Genomic DNA, 4,985 nt, shown 5'->3' with positions numbered 1-4,985 from the left:
CTAAGTTTGAGATAGCTTCATGAATTTATTGTACGTTACCTACTATCCGAAGAGCGATGCAACAAAGCCCTCTGGAATCCATATCTTTTTTTTCTGGATCCCAGTATCAAGTACTGGGATGACAAAAGGGGGCACTGGGATAACAGGAGAGGATTTTGAGATAGTAGGGGATTTTTCAACAGAAAGCAGAAATTGTTTATATGAGCCCCTGTCGTTAATATCCTTCACTGTGGCAACGATATCTTTTACATATCTCTCTTTATCAAGAATTTGAGTATCAACTAAAGCTGTTCTTAATTTACTAGCTGTAAATCCTATGAGCACTGCAATTAAAGCGATACACAATATCGCGTACCTTTTATACAATATCGCAATCAAAATTAGTGTGGGTAAAAGCAAAAGAAAAATAGATATGCAGCTTGGTTCAAAACTTAGGGAAAAATAGGTTAGAATTCCTACACACTGAAAAACAGGAAACCACAGTATCAAGTTATATTGTTCATTGCGCAGATTGTTACGTATATAACTAACTATTATGTCAAGAAAAGTTAATAAGTGTGTCGATATTTGCATGTGGTGAAATTTTATTTTTCTTTTTTCATTATTTGTATATATAATAACTAAATAAGCAACGACGCGGGATGGAGCAGCTCGGTAGCTCGTCAGGCTCATAACCTGAAGGTCGTAGGTTCAAATCCTACTCCCGCAACCATTTTTAAGGATATAGTTGTTCCACTTTCCAATCGCTTCCCTCAACAAGAGTGTATCTAAATCTAATATGCTTCCTATATTCACCTTCTTGCCAAAATTCAATTACTTTTGGGATTACGCAAAATCCCACCCAAAAATCAGGACGAGAAACTTGTGTATTGTGAAATTCTTTTTCCTTCAATTTTATAGCTTGCTCAAAATCTTGCCAATCTTTCAGAATGCTCGATTGTTTTGAGCACCATGCGCTAATTTGACTACCCAGCGCTCGAGAAGAGAAGTATTTGTCAGTTCTTTCATCGTTTAGAAGTTTAATCTCCCCTTCAATTCGTACTTGCCTAGCAAATTCTATCCAATGAAACACTAACGCAGCTTTGGGGTTCTCAGTCAATTCTTTCCCTTTTTTACTGTTTATGTTAGTGAAAAACACAAAACCTTCTTTACTATATTCCTTTAGTAATACTACTCTTGCAGATGGAATGTAGTCTTTGCTACAAGTTGCTAGCGTCATTGCAGTTGGTTGTTTACACGGAGAATTAAGTACTTCTTTATACCACTTTGAAAATAAATCAAACGGATCTTGTTCGGGTGAAAATATCATATCAAAAAATAAAATCTTAATTCTGGCACGCGTTGCAAAAATAAGTGCTACGGCCATTTTGTCGTATAAGTGTTATGATATTATTGCAAATCTTGCAAGGTTTTTGAACTTTACCATATACGTAAAAGTTATTTTGAAAGTATCCAGCAGATCCAGATGGCTGTGCATAATCTTTCAGTGTTGAACCGCCTGCAGCAATTGCATCACTCAGAGTATTTTTTATTTCAGCAGCAAGTTTTTCGCACTCTCTATAGGTCAAGTCTTTTGCTGATCTGAGTGGTGATATGCGGGCTCTAAACAAACTTTCAGAAGCATATATATTCCCTACGCCAACTATTAATTTATTATCCATTAATGCTGATTTGATATTCACTTTTTTGTTTTTCAGCAACTCCTGTAAATAATCTCCACTGAATTCATCCGTGAGGGGCTCTATTCCGAAACCGTCAAAAAAATTTATTTCTTGTTCTTTGCTTAAAGTAATAACTAATCCAAATCTTCTTGGATCATTAAAGATTATTGAAGTATTATCGGAAAATAAAAATACCACGTGATCGTGCTTATTCCGCACTTGATCGTGGTCAGCATATATAAGCTTTCCGCTCATGCCAAGATGTATGATGACAGCCATACTATCATCTGTATTCGAGATTATGTACTTACCTCTACGTTTAATATCATTTATGACTCTGCCCTTTAGCACATCATCAATATTTTTTGTTATTGGGGCACGTAAATTCCAATTATTAACTATGACATTACTAATTTGCTTGTTTTTAATTTTATCAAGCAAAAAATTAGAGATTACTTCCACTTCCGGTAATTCTGGCATCTTGTCTACTCTGTTGCTGCTTTTTTCTTTTTAAAATATTTTGCTTTAAAGCTTTCGCTAATCTTTTTCTCTCTTCTTCTTTTTCCTTATTTTTTTTTATGTTATTCATTATCATAATGTGTGAACTTGCCGTTGTAGCTCAGGTGGTAGAGTACGTCATTGGTAATGACGAGGTCCCAAGTTCGAATCTTGGTAACGGCACACTGATTATACTTATAATATTGCATAACTTGTAAGCAAGGCTTAAAAGAAAGTTAAAGAGGTAAGTTGTCATGCTTTTTCCATATCCTTTCTACCTTCTTGTTTTTGAGTAGCTCTAATGCTTTATAAAAGTGATACCTTGTTTTACTTGGCACTATAATGTCATCAATGTATCCATGTGATGCAGCAAAAGATGGATTAGCGAACTTTTCTTTGTATTCTTTAATTAACGTTTGCTGATCTTTTTCGTGTCGAAATATAATCTCAACTGCACTTTCAGGGCCCATCACAGCTATTTCAGCAGTTGGCCAGGCATAATTTATATCACCTTTTAGATGTTTCGAATTCATAACAATGTATGCACCACCATACGCTTTTCTAGTGATAAGGCTAATTTTCGGCACGGTCGCTTCAGCGTAAGCGTAAAGCAGTTTCGCTCCGTGTTGTATTATATTATTGTATTCTTGATTTGTACCCGGCAAAAATCCTGGAACATCAATAAGTGTGATGATCGGAATGTTAAATGCGTCACAAAACCTTACAAACCTCGCAGCTTTTCTTGAAGAATCAATATCCAAACATCCTGCAAGGTGCATAGGTTGATTTGCAACAATACCGACAGTATTTCCTCCAATTCTACCAAAACCAGTTATGATATTACGAGCAAAATCAGGTTTCAGTTCAAAGAAATTCCTTTCATTACAAACTTTTTCAATGAGTTCATACATATCATAAGGAGTATTAGGATTGGTAGGAATTAGAGTGTTTAAGGATTCATCAATGTCGTCAACATCATTACAGATTGGTGCAGATTTTGGTGATTCTTGATTATTTGCTGGTAAGAAAGTAAAGAATTCACGCATTTTTAGCAGCATTTCAACATCATTATTGAATGCAAAATCCGCTACTCCTGTTTTGCTTGTATGAATTTTTGCTCCACCGAGGTCTTCGAAACTTACATCTTCGTAGGTAACCTTTTTTACTACATCTGGCCCGGTTATAAACATATATGAACTGTTTTTCACCATGAAAGTAAAGTCAGTTAATGCTGGGGAATAAACTGCACCTCCTGCACATGGGCCCATAATTAAAGAAATTTGTGGTATAACACCCGATGCATTTACGTTTCTTTGAAAAATTTCTCCATAACCAGCAAGAGAATTTACTCCTTCCTGAATTCTGGCTCCACCAGAATCATTTAGTCCGATAATTGGAACTCTGGAATTAATTGCCATGTCCATAATTTTGCATATTTTTTTTGCATGTGACGCACCAAGTGAACCACCAAAGACAGTAAAATCCTGAGAATAAACAAAAACTTTTCTGCCATAAATAGTACCATGACCAATCACTACCCCATCACCTAAAAAATTAGCATTTTGCATGCCAAAATCATTTGCATGATGTTTTACGAATTTATCGTATTCTGCAAAAGAACTTTCATCGAGCAATATACTGAGCCTTTCTCTAGCAGTTAATTTCCCTTTTTCATGTTGTTTGGTAATCCTGTCAGAACCGCCTCCTTTTTCAGCTTCTAGTGCTTTGGTTTTTAGATTTTCTAGTATTTTAAAGTCTTGCATACAATAAAGTAGTTTTCAAATTAGTTGTAGACTTTATTAAGTTTACAAACCCTACTAACTATACACATACACTATTGCTATATGCAACAATGTATGTATGATAATTGTTAGTGCTCTGGTGATTCATGGTCACTACTTTGAAAATGTTGCGATGTGTCAACACTTTTCATATTAGAAAGAGGTGGACTAACTGCACTGCTTTTCGTTTGTGCAAAACTTTTAGCAGCTTCAACAACCTTGCTTATACGAGGTTCTTTTTCTAGCTCTTTTAGGTACTTTGAGAAGATTTCACAACTTTTGTCATCCATATGTACCATTATTTTACCAAAACTTTCAGCTTTTTCAGAAGATAAAATCATTTCGATCTTTTCATCGCCTACCCTAAAGGTCATTTTTACTTTGCCTTGCATATCATGATATTGCCAGCTTTTTATTCAGATTAGATTATCTCCTTCTCCTATTCGCAATGCACCATATTCTAAGTCCTTAAATTCCGGGGAGTTCATAAATTTTGCAGGAGTGATCACACTTTTTTCTGGACACTGTACATAATAAAATTTATTATCTCTTTCTACTACAATTCCTTTTTTTTGTCATTTTCAATACTATCACTTACAATTTGTTTTAGACGTGACAAATATTCGCCGCGTTCTCTCAGTATATCTTCTGGCAATAATCTCCGAACTTCTTGGCTCACATCAGTGCCTGTTGAAACTAGATTAAACATTTCTAACATAAGAGGCCGTAGTTTTTCTTTTCCAGTCTCAGTAACATTTTTATCTTGCTCCATGAGGTGGTATAAGATCAGTATCGAATAATCTATTATTGATGACTTTTTTCTCCTTGGAATACATCAACACTAAACATGACCTTGTGCTTTTTTGCATCGTCTATAGATTTTTGAAGTCTCTTTGCTATGTTTTCGATAGCTTCATCATTAGGTAAGTGTTCAGGCAATGGCGTCAACTTAAGGAAAAATATCAGCGATAGTGTATAAAATTTCTCTCCAAATTTTTTATCATTAAATTATCCAAAGAGTGCAAGGGACAGCACTTTTGTTTCT

The 4,985-nt window shown here is 35.1% G+C and carries 6 protein-coding genes, 2 tRNA genes and 1 pseudogene; 2 read left to right on the top strand and 7 right to left on the bottom strand.

Annotated elements, in window-relative coordinates:
- Positions 1-72: 72 nt before the first annotated feature.
- Positions 73-573, bottom strand: a pseudogene (locus OZD63_RS02200) (ComEC/Rec2 family competence protein); the annotation flags it as partial.
- Between the two features lie 62 nt (positions 574-635).
- On the opposite strand from OZD63_RS02200, the gene OZD63_RS02195 reads away from it, so the two are divergent.
- Positions 636-712, top strand: a tRNA-Met gene (locus tag OZD63_RS02195).
- Between the two features lie 3 nt (positions 713-715).
- Here the strand turns inward: OZD63_RS02195 and pdxH are convergent.
- The 3 genes from pdxH to OZD63_RS02180 are packed head-to-tail and all read right to left on the bottom strand — an operon-like array spanning position 716 to position 2,250.
- On the bottom strand, positions 716-1,309 hold the full coding sequence (gene pdxH / locus OZD63_RS02190) for a pyridoxamine 5'-phosphate oxidase (protein ID WP_274979607.1): 594 nt from the start codon (positions 1,307-1,309) through the stop codon (positions 716-718).
- Positions 1,310-1,325: 16 nt separating this feature from the next.
- Positions 1,326-2,141: a bifunctional DNA-formamidopyrimidine glycosylase/DNA-(apurinic or apyrimidinic site) lyase gene (gene mutM, locus OZD63_RS02185; RefSeq protein ID WP_265023660.1), complete on the bottom strand. Its 816-nt coding sequence runs from the start codon at positions 2,139-2,141 to the stop codon at positions 1,326-1,328.
- Complete coding sequence (locus OZD63_RS02180) at positions 2,107-2,250, bottom strand: hypothetical protein (protein WP_182321034.1); 144 nt, start codon at positions 2,248-2,250, stop codon at positions 2,107-2,109. The genes mutM and OZD63_RS02180 overlap by 35 nt, the downstream gene beginning before the upstream one ends.
- A 19-nt stretch (positions 2,251-2,269) precedes the next feature.
- Between OZD63_RS02180 and OZD63_RS02175 the strand changes: the two genes are divergently transcribed.
- A tRNA-Thr gene (locus OZD63_RS02175) sits at positions 2,270-2,342 on the top strand.
- Positions 2,343-2,395: 53 nt separating this feature from the next.
- Here OZD63_RS02175 and OZD63_RS02170 read toward each other — a convergent pair.
- From OZD63_RS02170 to OZD63_RS02160, 3 genes are all read right to left on the bottom strand, one after another.
- Entirely contained in the window at positions 2,396-3,922 is a 1,527-nt protein-coding gene (locus OZD63_RS02170; protein ID WP_275008008.1) for an acyl-CoA carboxylase subunit beta, read from the bottom strand.
- 107 nt (positions 3,923-4,029) lie between these two features.
- Positions 4,030-4,332 (bottom strand): hypothetical protein, encoded by a 303-nt coding sequence (locus tag OZD63_RS02165; protein WP_231115838.1) that lies wholly within the window; start codon positions 4,330-4,332, stop codon positions 4,030-4,032.
- A 164-nt stretch (positions 4,333-4,496) separates the two neighbouring features.
- A complete protein-coding gene (locus OZD63_RS02160) occupies positions 4,497-4,712 on the bottom strand; it encodes a hypothetical protein (RefSeq protein WP_274979605.1) in 216 nt (71 codons plus the stop codon).
- Positions 4,713-4,985: the final 273 nt, after the last annotated feature.

The sequence above is a fragment of the Wolbachia endosymbiont of Drosophila leontia genome (assembly GCF_028981785.1).
GTDB lineage: Bacteria > Pseudomonadota > Alphaproteobacteria > Rickettsiales > Anaplasmataceae > Wolbachia > Wolbachia pipientis.
Note: the sequence above shows the minus strand (reverse complement) of the source record. Positions and strands in the feature narration are given on the sequence as shown.